A 19782-nucleotide genomic window follows, 5' to 3' on the forward strand; every position below is an offset into this window, starting at 1 on the left:
TCGTACCGTGAACGAATACTTTCCCCCCACCCTCCTGGGCCCCCGCCCCGCCCAGTACGCCATGCGCCTCACCGTCGGTGAGCACTCGGCGCGGCACATCCGCCGTATCGTCCGGTCGCTGCTGGACGAGTGGGAGTTGGTGGAGCTGACCGACGCCGTGGAGCTGGCCGTGACCGAGCTGGTCGCCAACGTCGTACGCCATGTACCGGACCGGCGTTGTGAGTTGCTGGTGCTGCGGCAGGAGGCGGGGGTGCGGGTAGAGGTCACGGATGGCTCTCGGCAACTCCCCGCCGAACCCTTCGATTTGTCCCCGGAGTCGGAGGGCGGGCGCGGGCTCGTGCTGCTGGACGCGGTCGTCGACAAGTGGGGTGTGGCGTCGGCGCCGGGGGGTGGCAAGACGGTGTGGTTCGAGTGCCGGAGCGGTGGCGAGGGCTGAACGGTCCGCCCCTCGTGCTGTGCGGGGTGGTTCGAAGCCGTCAGCCGATAGCGGCGATAGCGGCGACAGCGGCGACAGCGGGTACGGCGAAGGCGGCGGCCCCGGGGTTGGGGGGCCGCCGCCTTGGCGTGAGCGGGGTGGTGCTCGGTGAGCGGGGTGGTGCTCAGGCTGCTCAGTACCAGCCGTTGGCCTGCCAGAAGCTCCAGGCGCCGGTCGGGCTGCCGTAGCGGGAGTTCATGTAGTCCAGGCCCCACTTGATCTGGGTCTTGGGGTTGGTCTTCCAGTCGGCGCCGGCGGACGCCATCTTCGAGCCGGGCAGGGCCTGGACCAGGCCGTAGGCGCCGGAGGAGGCGTTCGTGGCGCTGATGTTCCAGCCGCTCTCGTGCTCGACGATCTTGCTGAAGGCGTTGAACTGCGCGGCGTCCGGGATCATCTGGTGCGCGATCGACTGGGCGGAGGAGGCCGTGCTGGTGGTGGCGGCCTGGGCCGGAGCCGCGGTCAGCACCATGCCGGTGGTGGCAGCGGCCACGGCGGCGGTAGCGAGGGCCTTCTTCGGGGAGGCGACGGCGCGGCGGATGAAGGAGACGGACACGGAGAACCTGTTTCTTCGGGGACAAGGAGTCGTATGTGTGCCGGTGCCTCGCGGTGCGGGGCGGGGGGCATACGTTGGCGCCGCGGCCCGGGTGGGCTCGTGGCGCCTGGCGACTGCTCCAGAGAAACACCGCTGGGGGTCTGTCCGCAATCACCCCTTTTACTAGTGGTGGTCGCATCCGTGGAGAAAGTCCCCCGTGTGATCTGGCTCTCAAACCGCAGGTCAGGGGCTCAATTGATGCGTACATGGCGTCCGTTATGTCCTACTAGCCCGCTTCGTATGTGACCTAGGTCCTGTGGGGTGCTTCACCCCGCGACTGACGGACGGTGCGCGACCGCCCACGCGGAGCTATCGGGATATGTGACGCCCATCGCTCACGGCGCGCCTGGCGTTCGCTGAGTAGGTGTCGTTCGGTCCCTTGGTCACTCCCGCCCCGACGCCACCACCGCCAGCACCCCCGTCACCGCCGCCGCGATCAGCAGCGGGATGCCCAGCCCGTGGTGGATCACCAGCCACGCGCCGAGCAAGGCGCCCGCGAGCATCGCGAACACGGAGGCCGTGCGGCGGGGGGAGCGGGGGTGGGCGCCGCCGCCCGCGAGGCGGGAGTCGGAGGCGAGGCCGGTCAGGGTCATCGTCAGGACGGTGGTCGTCAGGTCGGGGATGCCCAGCTTGCGGACGGTGGCGTTGCGCAGGCCCATCGCGAAGGCCGTCAACGCGATGAGTGTGTACGTCGTCGCGGTGTCGCCCGGCGCCGCGAAGGCGACCGCCGCCGAGATGCCCACCAGGAGCGCCTCCGTCGCGAGGGTGACCCGCGCCCAGATCCGACGGGAGCCGGTGCCCAGGTGTACCGCCACGCGGCCCCCGGCCACCGCGCCCAGCAGGAAGCAGCACAGGGAGGTCAGGGTGTGGGGGACCGAGAAGCCCGGTGCGCCGGCGGCGGCGAAGCCCAGGACGACCACGTTGCCGGTCATGTTCGCGGTGAAGACGTGGCCGAGGCCCAGATAGCTCACCGCGTCGATCAGGCCGCTGACCACGGTCAGTCCCAACAGCACGGCCACCAGGCGCAGTCCGCGCGCCTCGGGGTCGTACGACGGCTTCTCCGTCTCGGTGGTCATGGGGCCTCCGGTCAGCGGGATGGGCGGGGTGGACCCAAGTCCACCATGGGGCCGGGGGACTCTCGGATGTCCGGGCGAAGTGGGCGTCCGTAGCGTCGCAGACATGAGAGATGAGACGCGCAAAGCACATGAAACACGGACCAGTTGGCGTGCGCGGCGGGGACTCGCCGGGGCGGCGGCGCTGCTGCTCGCCGGACTCGCGGGGGTCGCGGTGGCGCCGGTCGCCTCTGCCGGGGAGCGGGCGCGGACACCGGCCCTCCGCGGTGAGCTGGTCTCCGTCACCCCCGTGGCCGACCACGACGCCGGGCAGGTCAAGGCGTTCCTCGCTGAGCGGGACATGGCCACGGACGTCGTCCGGTACGGCGTGCGGTCGTACCGGCTGACCTACCGGACCGTCGACCCGTACGGGAAGCCGACCACCGCCACCGGTCTGCTCACCCTCCCCGCCGGGGGCGAGCACCGCCTCGATCTCGTCTCCGACACGCACGGCACGATGGTCAACCGCGATTACGCGCCCTCGGCCGAGGAGGACTTCGGCCGGATTCCGTCGTACATGAACGCCTCCGCCGGTCGTGCCGTGGCCGCGCCCGACTACCTGGGGCTCGGAAAGGGGCCCGGCAGCCACCCGTACATGGACACCCGCTCCTCCGTGACCGCCTCGGTCGACATGCTGCGCGCGGCGCGGACCGCCGCCGGGCGGCTGGGCAGGCCGCTCACCGGTGACGTGTACGCGACGGGGTTCTCGCAGGGCGGGCAGGTCGCGATGGCGCTCGGGCGGGCGCTCCAGGAGGGCGCCGACCGTCATTTCCGGCTCCGGGCGCTCGCTCCGGTCAGCGGTCCTTACGACCTGGAGGGCCAGGAGATCCCGGCGCTCTTCGACGGCCGGGTCAATGACGCGAGCAGTGTCCTCTACATCTCTTACTGGCTGGTCGCGCAGAACAGGCTGCACCCCATCTACAAGGACCAGGCCGAGGCCTTCCGTGCCCCGTACGCGAGCCGGGTCGAGGGGCTGTACGACGGGACACACGTAGAGGAGGACATCCTCTCGGCGCTGCCGCCGACCCTGAAGGAACTGCTCACGCCCTCCTTCTACGAGCGGCTGCGGCATCCCGGCGGCGGTCTGCTGGACGCCATGCGTGCGGCCGATCACACCTGCGACTGGAAGCCCGAGATGCCGGTGCGGCTGTACGCGGGGGCGGCCGACACCGACGTACCGATCGGGAACGCGAGCAGCTGTGCGCGGCAGCTGGCCGGGGAGGGGGCGCCGGTGACGGTGGTCAATCAGGGGGACGTGGACCACTTCGGGTCGTTCCAGGTGTCGGCGCCGCAGGTGGTGCGGTGGTTCGACGCCGTCAGCCGATAGGGGCAGCGGGCACGGCGAAGGCGGCGGCCCCGGGGATCAGGGGCCGCCGCCTTCGCGGAAGCTGTGGAGCACGCCTTGCCGCGTGCTGTGGGCCGGTCAGTACCAGCCGTTGGCCTGCCAGAAGTTCCAGGCGGCGGCCGGGCTGCCGTAGCGGGAGTTCATGTAGTCCAGGCCCCACTTGATCTGGGTCTTGGGGTTGGTCTTCCAGTCGGCGCCGGCGGACGCCATCTTGGAGCCGGGCAGGGCCTGGACCAGGCCGTAGGCGCCGGAGGAGGCGTTCGTGGCGCTGATGTTCCAGCCGCTCTCGTGCTCGACGATCTTGCTGAAGGCGTTGAACTGCGCGGCGTCCGGGATCATCTGGTGCGCGATCGACTGGGCGGAGGAGCCCGTGGTCGTGGTGGCGGCCTGGGCGGGGGCCGCGGCCAGGACCATACCGGCGGTGGCAGCGGCCACGGCGGCACCGGTGAGGACCTTCTTCGGGGAAGCGACGGCGCGGCGGATGAAAGAGACGGACACGGAGAACCTTTTTCTTCGGGGGCAAGGTGGTCGCGGTATGTCCGAACCACGGGGTGCGTGGTGTGTGGGGCATACGTTGGCGCCGCGGCCCGGGTGGGCTCGTGGCGCCTGGCGACTGCTCCAGAGAAACACCGCTGGGGGCCTGTCCGCAATCACCCCTTTTACTAGTGGTGGTCGCATCCGTGAAGAAAGTCCCGTGTGTGATCTGGCTCTCAAACCGCAGGTCAGGGGCTCAATTGATGCGTACATGGCGTCCGTTATGTCGTACTACCCCGCTTCGTATGTGACCTAGGTCCTGTGGGGTGCTTCACCCCGCGACTGACGGACGGTGCGCGACCGTCCCACACGGCGTCACCGAGGAGTGTGACCCGGGCCGCACATCACCTGGGGTCGAAGGTGACCGGGGCCTCGAAAGCCGCCCGGCGCGTGGCCCGGCGCAGCGCCTTGAGGAGGGTTCCGCCGAGCGTGAGGGTCAGGACGACGGTCACGACCGCCCGGCCCAGGTCCCAGCCGAGCGAGGTGGCCAGGCAGTACGCGAGGAAACGGGTCAGGTTGGCGGGGACGGTGGCGTGCGGGTCGAAGGCGACGTTCGAGGCCAGCGCGTCCATGAAGGGCCAGCCGGCCAGGTTCATGACGGTGCCGTAGGCGAAGGCGGCGACGAAGCCGTACGCCGCGAGCATCGCCAGCTCCGCGCGCCCCCGCAGCCGGTCCGGGCCCGGCAGCAGCCCGGCGCCCATCGTGAACCAGCCCATGGACAGCATCTGGAACGGCAGCCACGGCCCGACCCCGCCGGTGAGCAGCGCCGACGCGAACATGGTGATCGAACCGAGCACGAACCCGAACCCCGGCCCCAGCACCCGCCCGCTCAGCACCATCAGGAAGAACATCGGCTCGATACCCGCGGTCCCGGCCCCGATCGGGCGGAGGGCCGCCCCGGTCGCGGCCAGCACGCCGAGCATGGCGACCGCCTTCGGCCCGAGCCCCGACTCGGAGATCGTCGCGGCGACGACCCCGACCAGCAGGACCAGGAGCCCCGCGAAGAGCCAGGGGGCGTCCTGGGCGTGGGCGCTGACCTGGGAGCCCGGTCCCGCGATGAGCGGCCAGGCGAACCCGGCGACACCGGTGGCGCTGACCAGGGCGAGGGCGGCGATGGAGCGGGGGCCGAGGCGCACGGCTCGTGCCTGAGGCTGGGCGGATATAGGGGTGGGGGCTTCTATGGGAGCTTCTCTACGGGTGGGGACTTCGGGGGTCCTCATGAGAGCGCCTCCCCGACCTGCGTGACGGTCAGCCACGGCTGCGGGGCCAGCACCTTCGTGACCTGCGGGGCGAAGGACGGGGACGCGACGACCACCTCGGCGGTCGGCCCGTCGGCGACGACCTCACCGTCCGCGAGGATCACGACACGGTGGGCGAGCTCGGCGGCGAGTTCCACGTCGTGGGTGGCCAGGACGATGGCGTGACCCCCGGCGGCCAGGTCGCGCAGGACGGTGACCAGCCGGGCCTTCGCCGCGTAGTCGAGGCCGCGGGTCGGTTCGTCGAGGAGCAGCAGCGGGGGGCGGGCCGTCAGGACGACGGCCAGCGCGAGCGCCAGCCGCTGCCCCTCCGACAGGTCCCGGGGGTGTGTCCCGTCCCCGATCCCGGGCAGCAGCTCGGACACCAGCGCCCGGCAGGTCCCGGCCGCCGCCCCGGCATCCCGGTCGGCCGCCGCGCACTCGGCGGCCACCGTGTCCGCGTACAGCAGATCCCGTGGTTCCTGCGGTACGAGGCCCACGCGTCGTACGAGTTCCGGGGGCGCCGTCCGGTGCGGTACGGCGCCGCCGACCCGTACCGATCCGGCGGCGGGTTCGACCAGCCCGACCAGGGCGCCGAGCAGGGTGGACTTTCCGGCTCCGTTCCGGCCCATCAGCGCGATCGTCTCGCCGGGGGCGACGGTGAGGTCGACCCGGCGGAGCGCCTCGACCGGGCCGCGCCGGACGGCGAGGGAGGTGACCTCGGCCACGCGGGGTGGGGGTGCCTGGGAGGTGGTGTCGGGGGTGCGCCTGCGGAGGAGGCGGGCGAGGGGGGAGGCGGGGCGTGAGAGTACGAGGGGTGATGGGAGTGCTGGGGGTGACGGGGGTGACGAGGGTTCGGGGAGAGAAGGAGGGGTCGGAGGGGCGGGGGCTTCCCGTGCTGCCTCGGCCAACCGGTCCCGCAGCGGCCCCGCCCTTCGCCGTGCGTCGCGCACCGTGAGCGGGAGGGGGGACCAGCCGGCCAGGCGGCCCAGGCCGACCACCGGGGGGTACACCGGGGAGACGGACATGATCTCGGACGGGGTGCCAAGGGTCGGCGCGGCTCCCGGGGAAGGCAGGAGGGCGACCTGGTCGGCGTACTGGATGACGCGTTCCAGGCGGTGCTCGGCCATGAGGACGGTGGTGCCGAGGTCGTGGACGAGGCGCTGGAGGATGGCGAGGACCTCCTCCGCGGCGGCCGGGTCCAGGGCCGACGTGGGCTCGTCGAGGACCAGGACCTTGGGATGCGGGGTCAGTACCGAGCCGATGGCCACGCGCTGCTGCTGGCCGCCCGACAGGGTCGCGATCGGGCGGTCGCGGAGATCCGCCAGGCCCAGCAGGTCCAGGGTTTCCTCCACACGGCGGCGCATCACGTCCGGCGCGAGGCCCAACGACTCCATGCCGTACGCGAGTTCGTCCTCCACCGTGTCCGTCACGAAGTGGGACAGCGGGTCCTGGCCCACCGTGCCCACCACGTCGGCGAGTTCGCGCGGCTTGTGGGTGCGGGTGTCGCGTCCGGCGACCGTGACCCGGCCGCGGAGTGTGCCGCCGGTGAAGTGCGGGACGAGTCCGCTCACCGCGCCGAGGACGGTCGACTTGCCGACGCCCGACGGGCCGACCAGGAGGACCAGTTCACCCTCCGGGACCTCGAAGTCCACGCCCTGGACGGTGGGTTCGGCCGCTCCGTCGTACGTCACGGAGACATCCTCGAAGCGGATCATGAGGGCTCCTTGGGAGATGAGGGGCGCGCGGGGGTCCGGGGTCGCTGCGGCGCCGGGGCTGCGAAGGCGGGGAGGAGGCCGAGGAGGATCGCCGCCGCGGGCCAGAGCGGGAGGGCGGGGGCCACGAGCGGGACGACGCCGGGGCGCAGCGCGACGGGGTCGTACGAGGCGGCGGCCACCATCAGCGCCGCCACCGCCACGCCCGAGCCCGCCACCAGCCAGGCCCGCGCGCCCCACGCGTCCGGGCGGTACCGCGTCCGCAGCGAGCGCCGGCCGCCGAGCCACAGGCCGCCGAGCGCCGCGGCCAGCCCGGCCAGCAGCACGGGCAGGCCATAGGTGCCGCCCTCCGCGGTCAGCAGTCCGTACGTACCCGCGCAGACGCCGAGCAGGCCGCCCAGCGTCAGTACGGCGGTGGTGCGGCGGACGGTGGGCGCGACCTCGGCCGTGCGGCCGTAGCCGCGCGCGTCCATCGCCGCCGCGAGGGCGACCGAGCGCTCCAACGCGCCCTCCAGGACCGGGAGTCCGACGTGCAGCAGGCCGCGCAGGCCCTTGTCCGGGCGGCCGCGCAGGCGCCGTGCGGCACGTAGGCGCTGGACGTCCGCGATCAGGTTCGGGGCGAAGGTCAGCGCGACGACCACCGCCACGCCTGCCTCGTACAGCGCGCCGGGGAGTGACTTCAGCAGACGGGCCGGGTTGGCGAGGGCGTTCGCCGCGCCTACGCAGATCAGGAGCGTGGCCAGTTTCAGGCCGTCGTACAGGGCGAAGACGAGGCCTTCGGCGGTGACGCGGCCGCCGATGCGGATGCCTTGGGCCCAGTGGGGGAGGGGGGCTTCGGGGAGCGTGACGATGACGTGGGTGCCGGGGATGGGGGAGCCGAGGAAGACGGCGAAGGCCAGGCGGATGGCCAGGACGGTGACGCCGAGTTTCACGAACGCGGTGTAGGAGTGGGCCCAGGGGGCGGTGGTCCGGCGGGCGGCCACCACGTAGCCGGCTACGCCGATGAGGAGGGCCAGGAGGAGGGGGTTCGTGGTGCGGGAGGCGGCGGTTCCCAGGCCCAGGGCCCAGATCCACCAGGCGCCGGGGTGGAGGGAGTTGGCGCGGTTTGCCTCCGGCGTGCGGGTACGACGGTGTGGCGGGCGTTGGGCTGGGACGGCACCCGGCGCTGGTGGCTGTGCCCACCCGTCCCGCCCTGCGGGACGATTGCCCACAGAGGCAGCAGCAGCGGCCGGATCCGGCGGCGTCGGCGTGAGGGCTGGGCGGTCGGGGTCGGGCGGTGTCATTGGGTTCACCCCCGTCTCAGCCCCGGTTGCGGCGGGCCTGCCAGATTGCTGCGGCGCCCAGGAGGGCTACCGCCGCTGCACCTGCCAGCAGGCCTACTGAGGGGCCGTGGTGGGCCGGCTTGGTCCGGTGGGGGTGGGCGGTGGTGTTCGTCGGCTTGGTCACCTGGTCGCCGCAGCCTGTCTGGGGGTAGCCCGCAATGGCGCACAGGAGGGCGTTGGTGTCGTAGCGGAGGGGCCCCGCGACCGAGGCCAGGGCTTCGGCGGTGGTCGCGTCCGAGGGGAGGCTCGCGCAGGCCGTGCGCGGGGTGGGCGGGGTTTCGCCGGACGGTGCGTCCGCGGGCGTACCGAAGTCGATGACCAGGGCCACGCGCTTCTTGCCCTGCTGGGCGGGCGTCTTGGCGCAGATCGAGGCGAAGTCCCGGTTTCCGCGCGGCTGTACGGCGTGCTGGGAGTCCTCGCTGATCGCGAAGCGGAAACCCTGGACGTCGCCGTCGGACGGCCGCGCGGTGGACGGGCCCTGGGTGGCGTACGTCCACTTCCCGCCGGTCAGGTCCCAGAAGGACCAGTAGCGGTAGCCGACCGCCTGGGCCTGCCCCGCCCCGCCGAGTATGAGGAGCAGCAGGGTCAGGGCAAGACTCAGGGGCAGGGCAAGGCGCAGGGCACGGCTCAGGGCCAGGGGCGGCGCGGGCGTCCGACGGCGCGTCACAGCTGCTGCTTCTTGTTGCGGCCGCTGATCAGGAAGCCGATGCCGATGCCCGCGACGAGACCGACGCCGACGATCCACCAGACGCCGAGCCCCTTGTGGTCGTCCTTCTTCTTCTCGTCCTTCTTCTCGTCGCTCGCGGCGGCCGAGTGGTCGGACGCGTCCGTCGCCGGACCGGTCGCTCCGAGCTGCTTGACGAGGTCCGCGCCGCCGAAGTCGCGCGGGTCGGTGCCGGTGGCGTGGGCGGCGAAGATCAGCTGGGCGTACGCGGCCGGTCCGGCCTTCGCCGCCCAGGCGCCGTAGTTCTTCTCCAGCCAGGCGAGGGGCTTCTGGGTGTCCTTGGTCCAGCCGTCGGCGGCGAGCGCGACGACCGCGTCGGCGGTGTTGCCGTAGTCGGGCTGGTCCTTGGCGCCGGGCATCGCCGACTTCAGGTACGGGGTGTCGTTCAGGGCGTTGGAGAGGTAGGAGGCGCCGTTGCGGGCAGCCTCCGCCGGCGTGAGCTTCTCCGTGGCGCCGCACACGTAACCGGACGTCGTGGTCTTCCCGGCCGTCGTCACGAACCCCTTGCCGAGGGAGCCGAGGACCGCGGCCGCCGTGGCGTCCGCGTTCGCCGCCAGCTTGCCCTTCTTGTCGGGCTGGAACGCGAACCCGCCGCCGCTGCCCTCGCCCGCGCACGCGATGGACAGCGTCACGAGTGCGTCGTACGGCGACTTGCCGCCCTGGGAGACGTCCGCGGGCTTCTCCCCGGCCGCCGCGAGCGCGCCGATCACCACGGACGTCGAGTTGGCGTCGCTGGCCCCGCCCGCGACGTACCCCCAGCCGCCGTCCTTGTTCTGCACGGACTTCAGCCAGGCCACGGCCTTGCCCGTCTCGGTGTCGTGCCCGCCGAGCGCGGCCAGGGCCTGCACGGCGGCGGCCGTGTTGTTCGTGTCGACCATCGTCTTGGCGTCGCACTTCGCGGTCGCGTCGGCGCGGTACGGCGCGAACGCCCCGCTCGCGCACTGCTGCCCGGTCAGCCAGTCGACGGCCTTCGCCGCGGGCTCGACACCCACGGTGTCCTGGGCGAGCAGCGCGAGCGACTGCCGCCAGACACCGTCGTAGGTGGGGTCGGTGGAGCCGTACAGGCCCGACGGGATCGCCTGGGACGCGGAGGGGGACGGGGACGAGTCCGCCGCGAGGGCGGCCGGTGCGAAGGCCGTGCCGATCACGGCGGTGGCGGCCAGTACCGCGGCGCTGCGGCGAACAATCATGACTCTCCCCTGGGGAGCCGGGCAGCACCGGGCGCGGACTTGGCCCGAGCGGCTCCGGCTCCGTATACCTCGACGGTGCCGGCCGTCGGCGGGCTGCCGACGGCACGAGCCGGTCACGTCCCGGGCGAGGCGATCCGGCTCACCACCTGGCGGGTGATTCACGGTTGCGGGTCAGCGCCGGATTTGCACCGGCTTCCCCCCGTACGGGTGTGATGACGACGCGCTCACTCTACCGGCCCGTAGGGAAGCACTTGAGAGCCGCCTGTGAGGCCGGGTGGGCGTACGGCTAGGTTCGGCCCATGCGAACAGGGCGGGGAACAGGGCGGGGAGCGGGACGTACGGGGAAACTGCTCGGCTCGGGGCGTTCCGCGGACGTCTACGAGATCGACGAGGCGTGGGTCCTGCGCCGGGACCGCGAAGGATGGGGCGACGCCACCGCCGAGGCCGCGGTCATGGAACACCTACGAGGGCACGGCTATCCGGTGCCGGGCGTGCGGGCGGCGACCCGGACCGACCTGGTGATGGAGCGGCTGTCCGGGCCGACCATGCTGGAGGCGTTCGGCGCGGGACTGTTCTCCGCCGAGGAGGCCGGCCTCACCCTCGCCCGGCTGCTGCGCACCCTGCACGCCGTGCCCGCCCGGGTCTCGGCCGACCCCGCCGTCCGTGTCCTGCACCTGGACCTGCACCCCGACAACGTGATGCTCACCCCGGACGGCCCGAAGGTCATCGACTGGGCCAACGCCGAGGAGGGCCCGCCCGGCCTGGACTGGGGCACGTCCGCCGTGATCCTCGCCCAGGTGGCCGTCGGCGACGAGCCCCACGCGGAGGTGGCGCACGAGACGCTCGCCGCGATGCTCGACGGAAACGCGGCGTACATGACGGAGGACGGGCTGGCGGAGGCGAGGGCCCGGCGCGCCGTCAATCCGACCATGAGCGTGCGCGAGGTCCAACTCCTGGGCGACGCCGAGGAACTGATCCGTACGCTGCTGCACTCCTAGGCTGCATCGGCTGCATCGGCTGCATCGGCTTCACGGCGCAGGGGCGGAGCAGAGCGGAGCTGTGCTTCATGGCACGCGTACTGGCACGGTCGTCTCCACCGGCTGGCAGAGCACCAGGGCGAGGTCGTCGGCGAGTGCTGTGCCGGTGTGGTTGATCAGGCGGGTGTACAGGGCGTGCAGGGCCTCGTCGGGGAGGGGTTCGCGCAGGGCGAGCGCGGCCTCGCCGAGGAGGGGGAAGGGGGCGCCCTCCGGGTCGCGGGCCTCGGTCAGGCCGTCGGTGTAGAGGAGGAGCCGGTCGCCGGGCTGGAGTCGTACGCGGTACTGGCGCGGGACGGGGTGCAGTCCCAACGGGGGTGTGGGGACCAGGGGTTCGAGGAGTTCGATGCGGTGGCCGGAGCGCAGCGGTGCCGGGTGGCCGCAGTTGACCAGCCGGACCTCGCCGGGCGCGAACTCGGCGAGCACGGCGGTGACGAAGTCCTCGGGGCCCAGCTCCGGGGTGAGGCGGGCGTCGAGCCTGCCGGTGAGGGTCGGCAAGTCGGGTGCGGTGTAGGCGAGTTCGCGGAAGCCGGCGATGGTGTCGGCGGTCAGCCGGAGGGCGTCGAGGCCGTGACCGCGTACATCGCCGACGAGCACGCGCAGCCCGTACGGTGTCACCGCCACGTCGTACAGGTCTCCGCCGACCGTCGACTCGCGGGCGGCGCAGTGATAGCGGGTGGACACCTGAGTGCCGCCCAGGGTGCGGGAGATGGGCCGCAGGATCGCCTCCTGGGTGATCCGGGCGACCTCGCGGGCCTGGGCGAGTGCCGCGACGAGCCGCTCGCGCTGCCGGGCCGCGTACACGGTGAGCGCGCAGCCCAGCAGCAGCCCACTCCAGTGAACGCCGAACGCGAAGGTCCGCACGGTGCCGTCACTGAGCCCCATCGCGAGGCCCAGTACCGCGGACCAGCAGCAGACCAGGACGGTGTGCCGGACGCCCAGCCTGACGCAGGCCAGCAACGGGCCGATGAGCAGCAGGATGATGAGCGGCGGCACCCGCTCGAAGAGCAGATCCGGCACGGCGATCGCCAGACAGGCCACCAGCGGCACCAGCACCAGCACCGGCACCGGCCACCGCACCTGCCTCCCGACACCCGCGGTCAGACCGCCCCCGCGGCTGCCCGCGGTCAGACCGTCCCCGCGGCTGCTCGCGATCAGGTCGTTCCCACGGCTGCCCGCCGGCGGGTCGCTCCCACCGCCTCCGCCCCTGGCGGCCATCCGTTCCCCCTGCTCCCTCTCGCCCATCACCCGACAATCTCCGAATATCACCCTCCCCACCGTCACCAACAGGGAGTTGATCGCATCTCGTCGAAAGGTGCCCGGAAGTGACGGGGTGCTGCGGCCTTTCTGTCCGAGTTGCCGGAGCGGGCAACTCGGAAGGGTGATCCGGTCAGACTGGTCGGTGTGTCCGACAAGACGACCGCTGGACGGCCCGGCAATCTGCCCCCAGAGACACGAAGCTTCGTCGGGCGGCGGAACGAACTCGGCTGGCTGGACGAGGAGTTGGATCCCGGGGTCGGGATCGACCGGCTGGTGAGTCTCGTCGGGGTCGGTGGGGTCGGCAAGACCCGGCTCGCCCTGCGGGCCGCGGGCCGGGTCCGGGACGCGTACCCCGATGGCGTGTGGCTGGTGGAGCTCTCCCCGCTGCACACCGCCGGCCTGGTCGGCCTGGCCGTCGTCGAGGCACTGCGGCTCGCGGACCAGTCGACGGGTCCGGTCACTGAGGTGGTCGTCGAATGGGCCAAGGGCAAGCGGCTGTTGCTGATCCTCGACTCCTGCGAGCACGTCCTCGCGGACTGTGTGGCCTTGGCCGAGGCGCTGCTGCCGGTCCTGCCGGGGCTGCGCATCCTCGTCACCAGCCGGGAGCAGCTCGGCCTGCCGGGCGAACGCGTGCTGTGCCTGGACCCGCTGCCGGTCGCCGACGACGCGGTGGCCCTGTTCGCCGACCGGGCCGCCGACACCGGATTCACGCTCGACGACACCAACCGCGGCACGGTGGAGGCCGTCTGCCGCCGCCTCGACGGCATCCCGCTCGCCATCGAACTCGCCGCCGTCCGGCTCGCCGAGCTCTCGCTGGCCCAGCTGCACGGCCGCCTCGGCGAACGCCTGCCGTCCCGGCTCGACCTGCTCGCCGCGCGCGAAGGCGAGGGACCGCCGCGCCACCAGACACTGCGGACGGCCATCGGCTGGAGCCACGAACTGTGCGCACCGCTGGAACGGCTGCTGTGGGCCCGCCTCTCGGTGTTCGCGGGCGGCTTCTGCGTGTGCGCCGCCGAGGAGGTCTGCGCGGGCGGCCCGCTGCCCGCCGGGCGGATCGCCGGACTGCTCGCCCGGCTCGTCGAGCAGTCGATCGTGCGGCGCCACCGAAGCGATCCGGTGCGCTACCGACTCCTCGACACCGTGCGGGAGTTCGGCGCCGACTGGCTGCGCGCACTCGGCGAGGAACACGCCGTACGGCTGCGCCACCGCGACCACTACCGGCGGCTGGCCCGCGAGGGCTGCGCCGAGTGGAACACCGGACGGCAGGTCGCGTGGTGCGAGCGCACCCTCACCGAACACGCCAACCTTCGCGCCGCCGTGGACTGCGCGCTCACCGAACCCGACGGACGCGTCGCTCTGGAGATGGCGGCCGACATCGGCTTCCTCTGGCGGCACTGCGGTTATCTGCGCGACGCCCAGCACTGCCTCGACCAGGCGCTCGCCACCGATCCGGTGCCGGGCCCCGACCGCACCCGCGCCCTGTGGACGCGTGGCGCGGTGGCACTGCTCCAGGGCGATCTGGAGGTCGCCGCGGACTGGGCGGTGCGCTGCGCCGACGCGGCGCGGGAGCAGGGCGATCCGGTGGCGGTGGTGGCCGCCGCGTACCTCACCGGCGGTCAACTGGCCCTGAGCGGCAAGCTGTCCGAGGCGATCGACGTGCTGTCCGCCACCCCCCGGCTGCCCATCCGGCCGGACGGGCTCGGGGCCGCCCAGCTCCAGGTCCGTGTGGCGCTCGCCTTCACCCACATGCTGCGGGGCGACCACGAGCGGGCACGCGTGGTGGCCGAGGAGGTGCGCGAGGCCAGTGTGGCGTGCGGCGAGTCGTGGGCGGGCGCCTTCGCCGACGGAATCGTGGCCCAGGCGGACCTGGCCCGCGGCGACATCGGCGCGGCGGTCGGCAACGCCCGTACCGCCCTGGCCGGGCACGGCCTGCTGCACAACACCGTCGGTGCCGCCATGGCCCTCGACGTCCTCGCGGCCGGGGTCGTCGCGGCCGGGGACGGCCACCGCGCGGCCCGTCTGCTCGGCATCGGCGAGAGCGTCTGGGCACTCACCGGACGCGCCCAGATGGACTCACCCGACCTCATCGCCACCCGCCGCCGCCACGAAGTCCGCGTCCGCGAGGAGATCGGCGACGCGGCGTACGAGAAGGCGTACGGGGAGGGTCGCACCATGCCGTACGGGGAGGGGCTGGACTACGCGGCGCACGGCCGCTGACGGGCCATCTCCAGCCCGCCGGCCGTGCGCGGCCACGGGGCGTGGCGCTTGACGACAGGACCTAGGGGCGCAATGCGACGTCGACGGCCATGGTGAGCTTGTCGACGAATGCCGGACGGTCGGCGACGCGGTGCTTCCACCCCTCGGCGGCGGCGTTCAGGACCTCGGCGATCTGCCGCGGTGTGACGCTTCCGGTGGGCCGGCCGGAGGTGGCGACGGCCTCCGTGAGCGCGTCGAGGAAGGCGGCCCGGTAGTCGTCGTACATGCTCTGGAGCTGCGCTGTGCCGTGCTCCAGCAGGTCGTCGACGCCCTCGTTGATGTGCGTGCCCACGTATCGGCCCAGATTGGCGTCGAGCGCGGCCACCAGACGCGCGTTGAGGTCCGCGTCGGACACGGCCAGCGCCGTGCGGACATCGCCCAGGGCTTCGTCCAACGCCTGCCGCATGGTCTCGCGGAACAGCTCCGCCTTGCCGGAGAAGAGGAAGTACAGGCCCGGACGGGAGATGTCCGCCGCCTGAGCCACCGCGTCCATCGATGTCTTGCGGTAACCGAACGTAGCGAAAACGGTCAGTGCCGCCGCAAGTACCTGCTCACGGCGTTGGGTGTCCCCACGGGTCGCTGCCATATACACACCATACCGAGTGGGCGTGCTATACATGTTTTGTAGATTCTGTTTAGTGGCTGGGTGAAGAACCACGCCACGAGAGAGGGCATCATGAGCAAGACCGTTCTGATCACAGGCGCCTCGACCGGCATGGGCGAGGCACTCACCTTCGAGTACGCCCAGCGCGGCTGGAACGTCGTGGCCACCATGCGTGACACGACCAAGGCCAACCCAGCCTTCGCCGACCTCGCCAACGTCCTGGTCACGCGCCTCGACGTCACCGACATCGCCGGCATCGAGCAGGCCGTCAAGGAGGCGATCGACCGCTTCGGCGCCATCGACGCCCTCGTCAACGCCGCCGGCTACGGACAGGTCGGCGCGGTCGAGGAAATCAGCCCCGGCCAGCTGCGCGACCAGTTCGAGACCAACGTGGTGGGCCTTGTCCAGGTGATCCAGGCAGTGCTCCCGCACATGCGGGAACGTGGCTCCGGCCACGTCATCAACATCGGCTCCATGGGTGGCCACGTCAGCCTGCCCACGATGGCCGTGTACTGCGCCTCGAAGAGCGCCGTGCAGAACCTGACCGAGGGACTGGCCAAGGAGGTCGGCCCGCTGGGCATCCACGTCACCCTGGTCGAGCCCGCGGGTTACAACACCAGCTTCGGGACCAGCGCGAAGCTCCCCGCCACGTCCATCCCCGACTACGCGCCCTCCTACGCCGCCATGGTCGAATTCGACAAGGAGGCGGTGCGGGGCGACCTCGTCAAGTCCATGGCGGCCGTCGCCGGCATCACGGGCATCGACGAGCCCCCGCTTCACCTCGCGGTGGCCACCGCCGGCCTGGAGATGGTGCGGGGCCGCTTCGCCGAGCTGATGGACGAGTACGCCCGCTGGGAGTCGGTCACGGCCGGCACCGACTGACGGTGAGGGGCGGCACGAAGTGTCGCTCGGGGGTGACCGTCCGGGAGCGGAACAAACTCCCGGTCACTGGCGGGGCGTCGGCCCGCCGAACGGCAGGAACAGGGTGCGCGAGGCGAGCAGCCAGGCGTCGCCGGCCTTGCGGAAGGTGTCCTCGTAGTGCCCGACCTGGACGGGAGGCCCGGCCGGGACCATGCCGCCGGTGTGACCGTCGACGCGGTAGGTCGTGAAGTACGAGGTGGCGGTGGCCGTCGTCGGTGAGTCCAGGGTGACGAGGACGTTGGTCATCACGCGGCGCGAGAGCCGGTCCGCGGGGCGCCCGCCGAAGTAGTCCCGCAGCGCCTCGCGCCCCTTCACGACCCGCTCGCCCTCCGGCCACTCCCAGGTGCCGTCCTCGGTGAACAGTTCGGCGACCGTGCCGGGCTCACCGAGGTCGAGCCGGCGGACGAAGTCGAGGACGAGCCGTTCACAGGCGCGCTCGGCGAGGAGTTGTTCGAGGTCATCCATGACGCCCTTGCTATCAGCGGAGCACCCGGTGCGGCCAGCGCATTAAACGGCCACGTACGTCACCGGATCGCTCCCCGTCACCGCCTCCGCCCGCCCCAGCTTCACCAGCCGGCGCACATGGGCCTCCGCCTCCGAGACCGCGATGTTCCTTGAGCCGTACGGGATTTGGTCCCAGGGGCGGTTCCACTCCATGCGCTCGGCGAGCTGCCAGGGGGTGAGCGGGGTGGAGATGAGGGCCAGCAGGCCGGTGAGGCGTTCCTCGTGGTGGGCGAGCAACTCCCGTACGCGGGACGGGGCGTCGGCGAACGCGTGCTGGTGGGCCGGCAGTACCTCGGCGGGGTCGAGGCGGCCGACGCGCTCCAGGGAGTCGAGGTAGTCGCCGAGGGGATCGGCGATGGTGGCGTCGTCCGGATCCTCGTAGAGGCCGATGTGCGGGGTGATCCTCGGCAGGAGGTGGTCGCCGGAGAACAGGCGGCCGTGGCCCGGGAGCCGGGCGGGATGGTCCTCCTCCAGGTGGAGGCAGACATGGCCGGGTGTGTGGCCGGGGGTCCAGATCGCGCGCAGGCGGCGGCCGGGCAGGGCGAGGAGTTCGCCGGGGACGATCTCGCGGTCGGGGAGCGCGGGGGAGAAGCCGGGGAGGGTGCTGGGACGGCGTACGGACGTGCGGGCCTCGCGCAGCGGGGCCACGTGTTCCTCGGGCGCGCCTGAGGCCGCCAGCTTGGCCGCCATGTAGGCGAACCAGCGCTCGGGGCGGTTCTCGCGCGTCCGCCGGACGATCGCGGTGTCCGCCGCGTGCATCGCGATCCAGGCCCCGGACGCCTCGCGGACCTGGCCCGACAGGCCGTGGTGATCGGGGTGGTGGTGGGTGATGACCACACCGTGGATCTCCGCGACGGAGGTGCCGCAGCCGGTGAGGCCCTCGACGAGGGTGTCCCAGGAGGTGGGGTCGTCCCAGCCCGTGTCGATCAGTACGGGGCCGCGGTCGGTGTCGACGACGTACACCAGCGTGTTGCCGAGGGGGTTGTCCGGGATGGGGACCCTGATCGACCGTACGCCCCCGCCGTGATCGGTCACCTGCGTCATGGGCTCCCACCAATCGCCGTGTTCCGGGCACTGTCCGGTCACTGTCCGGCCACTATAACTAGAACAGATTCCAATGGGTGCCCAAGTCGACTGTTTGGTGGGGAGGTTCGACCCGTGGACTCCGCTGACTGGAACTGGTATCAGTTCTCGTATCTGATGAAGCGTCAGAAGCGTCAGAGATCGCGGCGCGGAGCGTCCCCGGGAGGCAGTCGGCCATGACCGAGCTCGTGGAACACGGACAGCTGTTCATAGGCGGGGAGTTGACGGACCCCCTGGGCAAGGACGTCATCGAGGTGGTCTCGCCGCACACGGAAGAGGTCATCGGGCGGGTGCCGCACGCCTCCACGGCCGACGTCGACCGGGCGGTCGCCGCCGCGCGCAAGGCGTTCGACGAGGGCCCCTGGCCGCGCATGAGCCTCGACGAGCGGATCGAGGTCGTCACCAGGATCAAGGACGGGATCGCCGTCCGGCATGAGGAGATCGCCCGCGTCATCTCCTCCGAGAACGGCTCCCCGTACTCCTGGAGCGTCCTCGCGCAGGCCCTCGGCGCGATGATGGTGTGGGACGCGGCGATCACGGTCGCCCGCGGCTACACCTACGAGGAGACGCGCGACGGAGTCCTCGGCAGGATCCTCGTCCGCCGCGAGCCGGTGGGTGTGGTGGCGGCCGTGGTGCCGTGGAACGTTCCGCAGTTCGTGGCGGCGGCCAAGCTCGCGCCCGCGCTGCTGACCGGCTGCACGGTCGTACTGAAGCCGTCGCCCGAGTCGCCCCTGGACGCGTATCTGCTCGGGGAGATCGCGAAGGAGGCCGGGCTTCCCGAAGGTGTGCTGTCGATCCTCCCGGCGGACCGCGAGGTCAGCGAGTACCTGGTCGGACACCCGGACATCGACAAGGTCTCCTTCACCGGCTCGGTCGCGGCGGGCAGGCGGGTGATGGAGGTCGCCTCCCGCAACCTCACCCGGGTGACGCTGGAGCTGGGCGGCAAGTCGGCGGCGGTCGTCCTGCCGGACGCGGACATCGCCACGTCCGTCCCCGGCATCGTCTCGGCGGCCTGGATGAACAACGGCCAGGCGTGTGTCGCACAGACCCGCATCCTGCTGCCGCGCTCGCGCTACGACGAGTTCGCGGACGCCTTCGCCGCGGCGGCGAGCGCGCTGGTGGTCGGCGACCCGCTCGACCCGGCGACCCAGGTGGGCCCGCTGGTCGCGAAGCGCCAGCAGCAGCGCAACCTCGACTACATCCGCATCGGCCAGGAGGAAGGCGCCAAGATCCTCACCGGCGGCGGCCGTCCGCCGGGCCTCGATCGCGGCTGGTACGTCGAGCCGACCCTCTTCGGAGACGTCGACAACTCCATGCGGATCGCGCGCGAGGAGATCTTCGGCCCGGTGATCTGTCTGCTCCCGTACGGCGACGAGAGCGAGGCCGTGAAGATCGCGAACGACTCGGAGTACGGGCTGAGCGGCAGCGTCTGGACGGCGGACGTCGCCCATGGCATCGACATCGCCCGCCAGGTCCGTACCGGCACCTACTCCGTCAACACCTTCAGCCTCGACATGCTCGGCCCCTTCGGCGGCTACAAGAACTCGGGTCTGGGGCGGGAGTTCGGCCCCGAGGGCTACGGCGAGTTCCTGGAGCACAAGATGATCCATCTGCCGGCCGGCTGGGAGGCGTGAGGATGGGTGACCGCTGGCAGATCGAGGTCGACCGCTCCGTCTGCATCGGCTCCGCCCAGTGCGTCCACCAGGCCCCCGACGCCTTCCGCCTCGACCCCGGCATGCAGTCCCATCCGGTCGACCCGGAGACCGACGCCAACGAGAAGATCCTGGGGGCGGCAGAGGGGTGCCCGGTGGAGGCCATCATGATCACGCTGCTGGGGAGTGGGGAGCCGGTGTTCCCGCCGGAGGACTGAGGTCGG

General features: G+C 72.0%; 19 protein-coding genes. 7 read left to right on the forward strand and 12 right to left on the reverse strand.

Going from position 1 to position 19782, the window contains the following annotated elements; translation table 11 throughout:
• Positions 1–7 precede the first annotated feature (7 nt).
• Positions 8–436, forward strand: a complete 429-nt coding sequence (locus OIC96_RS33675) for an ATP-binding protein (RefSeq protein ID WP_330304244.1) — start codon at positions 8–10, stop codon at positions 434–436.
• A 172-nt stretch (positions 437–608) separates the two neighbouring features.
• Here OIC96_RS33675 and OIC96_RS33680 read toward each other — a convergent pair whose 3' ends face one another.
• Together OIC96_RS33680 and OIC96_RS33685 are read right to left on the reverse strand one after the other, a co-directional pair.
• Positions 609–1028: a transglycosylase SLT domain-containing protein gene (locus OIC96_RS33680; protein WP_330304243.1), complete on the reverse strand. Its 420-nt coding sequence runs from the start codon at positions 1026–1028 to the stop codon at positions 609–611.
• Between the two features lie 422 nt (positions 1029–1450).
• Positions 1451–2143, reverse strand: coding sequence for a YoaK family protein (locus OIC96_RS33685; RefSeq protein ID WP_330304242.1), 693 nt, complete (start codon positions 2141–2143; stop codon positions 1451–1453).
• Between the two features lie 103 nt (positions 2144–2246).
• On the opposite strand from OIC96_RS33685, the gene OIC96_RS33690 reads away from it, so the two are divergent.
• The gene (locus tag OIC96_RS33690) at positions 2247–3506 is read left to right on the forward strand and encodes an alpha/beta hydrolase family protein (RefSeq protein WP_330304241.1); all 1260 of its coding nucleotides are present in this window, start codon (positions 2247–2249) and stop codon (positions 3504–3506) included.
• A gap of 96 nt (positions 3507–3602) precedes the next feature.
• On the opposite strand, the gene OIC96_RS33695 is transcribed toward OIC96_RS33690, so the two are convergent.
• From OIC96_RS33695 to OIC96_RS33720, 6 genes are all read right to left on the reverse strand, one after another.
• Positions 3603–4022, reverse strand: a complete 420-nt coding sequence (locus tag OIC96_RS33695; protein WP_330304240.1) for a transglycosylase SLT domain-containing protein — start codon at positions 4020–4022, stop codon at positions 3603–3605.
• A gap of 380 nt (positions 4023–4402) precedes the next feature.
• On the reverse strand, positions 4403–5278 hold the full coding sequence (locus OIC96_RS33700) for an ECF transporter S component (protein ID WP_406501538.1): 876 nt from the start codon (positions 5276–5278) through the stop codon (positions 4403–4405).
• Positions 5275–7011, reverse strand: a complete 1737-nt coding sequence (locus OIC96_RS33705; RefSeq protein WP_330304239.1) for an ABC transporter ATP-binding protein — start codon at positions 7009–7011, stop codon at positions 5275–5277. Before OIC96_RS33705 ends, OIC96_RS33700 begins: the two co-directional genes overlap by 4 nt.
• On the reverse strand, positions 7008–8291 hold the full coding sequence (locus tag OIC96_RS33710) for an energy-coupling factor transporter transmembrane component T (protein ID WP_330304238.1): 1284 nt from the start codon (positions 8289–8291) through the stop codon (positions 7008–7010). The genes OIC96_RS33705 and OIC96_RS33710 overlap by 4 nt, the downstream gene beginning before the upstream one ends.
• Before the next feature lie 16 nt (positions 8292–8307).
• A complete protein-coding gene (locus OIC96_RS33715) occupies positions 8308–8949 on the reverse strand; it encodes an SCO2322 family protein (protein WP_406502254.1) in 642 nt (213 codons plus the stop codon).
• Positions 8950–8993: 44 nt separating this feature from the next.
• Positions 8994–10244, reverse strand: a complete 1251-nt coding sequence (locus tag OIC96_RS33720) for a prenyltransferase/squalene oxidase repeat-containing protein (RefSeq protein ID WP_330304237.1) — start codon at positions 10242–10244, stop codon at positions 8994–8996.
• 299 nt (positions 10245–10543) lie between these two features.
• On the opposite strand from OIC96_RS33720, the gene OIC96_RS33725 reads away from it, so the two are divergent.
• Positions 10544–11242 (forward strand): phosphotransferase family protein, encoded by a 699-nt coding sequence (locus OIC96_RS33725; protein WP_330304236.1) that lies wholly within the window; start codon positions 10544–10546, stop codon positions 11240–11242.
• A gap of 66 nt (positions 11243–11308) precedes the next feature.
• On the opposite strand, the gene OIC96_RS33730 is transcribed toward OIC96_RS33725, so the two are convergent.
• Positions 11309–12496 (reverse strand): PP2C family protein-serine/threonine phosphatase, encoded by a 1188-nt coding sequence (locus tag OIC96_RS33730; protein ID WP_330304235.1) that lies wholly within the window; start codon positions 12494–12496, stop codon positions 11309–11311.
• 186 nt (positions 12497–12682) lie between these two features.
• Between OIC96_RS33730 and OIC96_RS33735 the strand changes: the two genes are divergently transcribed.
• On the forward strand, positions 12683–14755 hold the full coding sequence (locus tag OIC96_RS33735; protein WP_330304234.1) for an ATP-binding protein: 2073 nt from the start codon (positions 12683–12685) through the stop codon (positions 14753–14755).
• 61 nt (positions 14756–14816) lie between these two features.
• Here OIC96_RS33735 and OIC96_RS33740 read toward each other — a convergent pair whose 3' ends face one another.
• The gene (locus OIC96_RS33740; protein WP_330304233.1) at positions 14817–15380 is read right to left on the reverse strand and encodes a TetR/AcrR family transcriptional regulator; all 564 of its coding nucleotides are present in this window, start codon (positions 15378–15380) and stop codon (positions 14817–14819) included.
• A 90-nt stretch (positions 15381–15470) separates the two neighbouring features.
• Between OIC96_RS33740 and OIC96_RS33745 the strand changes: the two genes are divergently transcribed.
• Complete coding sequence (locus OIC96_RS33745) at positions 15471–16280, forward strand: SDR family NAD(P)-dependent oxidoreductase (protein ID WP_330304232.1); 810 nt, start codon at positions 15471–15473, stop codon at positions 16278–16280.
• A gap of 63 nt (positions 16281–16343) precedes the next feature.
• Here OIC96_RS33745 and OIC96_RS33750 read toward each other — a convergent pair whose 3' ends face one another.
• Both OIC96_RS33750 and OIC96_RS33755 read right to left on the reverse strand, forming a co-directional pair.
• Complete coding sequence (locus tag OIC96_RS33750) at positions 16344–16784, reverse strand: nuclear transport factor 2 family protein (protein ID WP_330304231.1); 441 nt, start codon at positions 16782–16784, stop codon at positions 16344–16346.
• A gap of 42 nt (positions 16785–16826) precedes the next feature.
• Positions 16827–17867 carry an MBL fold metallo-hydrolase gene (locus OIC96_RS33755; RefSeq protein ID WP_330304230.1) on the reverse strand — a complete coding sequence of 347 codons (1041 nt, stop codon included), beginning with the start codon at positions 17865–17867 and terminating at the stop codon, positions 16827–16829.
• A gap of 215 nt (positions 17868–18082) precedes the next feature.
• Here OIC96_RS33755 and OIC96_RS33760 point away from each other — a divergent pair, with 215 nt between their 5' ends.
• Positions 18083–19540: an aldehyde dehydrogenase gene (locus tag OIC96_RS33760; RefSeq protein WP_330304229.1), complete on the forward strand. Its 1458-nt coding sequence runs from the start codon at positions 18083–18085 to the stop codon at positions 19538–19540.
• 2 nt (positions 19541–19542) lie between these two features.
• Entirely contained in the window at positions 19543–19776 is a 234-nt protein-coding gene (locus OIC96_RS33765) for a ferredoxin (protein ID WP_330304228.1), read from the forward strand.
• The last annotated feature ends 6 nt before the right edge of the window (positions 19777–19782 follow it).

This window comes from Streptomyces sp. NBC_00775 (genome assembly GCF_036347135.1).
In the GTDB taxonomy this organism is placed as follows: domain Bacteria; phylum Actinomycetota; class Actinomycetes; order Streptomycetales; family Streptomycetaceae; genus Streptomyces; species Streptomyces lutosisoli.

Coding starts and splice junctions, on each gene's coding strand:
- OIC96_RS33685 (WP_330304242.1), bottom strand. CDS start 2,143: ATGACCACCGAGACGGAGAAGCCGTCGTACGACCCCGAGGCGCGCGGA.
- OIC96_RS33690 (WP_330304241.1), top strand. CDS start 2,247: ATGAGAGATGAGACGCGCAAAGCACATGAAACACGGACCAGTTGGCGT.
- OIC96_RS33700 (WP_406501538.1), bottom strand. CDS start 5,278: ATGAGGACCCCCGAAGTCCCCACCCGTAGAGAAGCTCCCATAGAAGCC.
- OIC96_RS33705 (WP_330304239.1), bottom strand. CDS start 7,011: ATGATCCGCTTCGAGGATGTCTCCGTGACGTACGACGGAGCGGCCGAA.
- OIC96_RS33710 (WP_330304238.1), bottom strand. CDS start 8,291: ATGACACCGCCCGACCCCGACCGCCCAGCCCTCACGCCGACGCCGCCG.
- OIC96_RS33720 (WP_330304237.1), bottom strand. CDS start 10,244: ATGATTGTTCGCCGCAGCGCCGCGGTACTGGCCGCCACCGCCGTGATC.
- OIC96_RS33725 (WP_330304236.1), top strand. CDS start 10,544: ATGCGAACAGGGCGGGGAACAGGGCGGGGAGCGGGACGTACGGGGAAA.
- OIC96_RS33730 (WP_330304235.1), bottom strand. CDS start 12,496: ATGGCCGCCAGGGGCGGAGGCGGTGGGAGCGACCCGCCGGCGGGCAGC.
- OIC96_RS33740 (WP_330304233.1), bottom strand. CDS start 15,380: ATGGCAGCGACCCGTGGGGACACCCAACGCCGTGAGCAGGTACTTGCG.
- OIC96_RS33745 (WP_330304232.1), top strand. CDS start 15,471: ATGAGCAAGACCGTTCTGATCACAGGCGCCTCGACCGGCATGGGCGAG.
- OIC96_RS33750 (WP_330304231.1), bottom strand. CDS start 16,784: ATGGATGACCTCGAACAACTCCTCGCCGAGCGCGCCTGTGAACGGCTC.
- OIC96_RS33755 (WP_330304230.1), bottom strand. CDS start 17,867: ATGACGCAGGTGACCGATCACGGCGGGGGCGTACGGTCGATCAGGGTC.
- OIC96_RS33760 (WP_330304229.1), top strand. CDS start 18,083: ATGACCGAGCTCGTGGAACACGGACAGCTGTTCATAGGCGGGGAGTTG.
- OIC96_RS33765 (WP_330304228.1), top strand. CDS start 19,543: ATGGGTGACCGCTGGCAGATCGAGGTCGACCGCTCCGTCTGCATCGGC.